The organism is Roseibium sp. RKSG952, assembly GCF_009711355.1.
In genome coordinates, this window is the sequence record NZ_SMMF01000282.1 from 1 (window position 1) to 500 (window position 500).

The window sequence follows — 500 nt, forward strand, 5'->3', positions numbered from 1 at the left end:
CGGATTTGATATCCGCTTGTTGCCACACAAAAAAACGATGTTGCCATGCCAGGGTATTCTCACCTCATCCGTTCGGAATGAGACCGGATTGCCGAATTGAAGCCTCAAGGCCACGGCCCCGGCACTGACAACACGCAGGCAGCCTTGCCCTTTGAGCGGCATGCCGTCTGCAGATCCGACGCGGTCGCCACCGTTATTCTGAAACTCATCCGTGAAAAGTATCCAGCCAACGAATGGCAGGGTACAGCGACCGGGTTTCTGGCTAGTCTTGGCCAGATCGTGAGAGAGCATTTCCGACACCCCGCCCAATATATGCGGGCATAGACCTCAAGCAACCAAAACTTCAGGGAACAACTCGCCGCAAGTACCGAAACGCAGCCGGAACACCACAACACTTCCAGAAGAACTGCCTGTTGCTAAAGTTACACCACGTCTCGGGACACTATCGATGATCGAAAGTCCGCACAAACCCGGTGGGTGGATTCAGCCGCGAAGTGCAA

The 500-nt window shown here is 54.6% G+C and carries 1 protein-coding gene; it reads right to left on the reverse strand.

Features of this window, described 5'->3' with window-relative positions:
• Positions 1-291 (reverse strand): hypothetical protein (locus E1297_RS49490; RefSeq protein ID WP_209015539.1); only part of this gene is annotated, 291 nt, incomplete at its 3' end.
• Positions 292-500 lie beyond the last annotated feature (209 nt).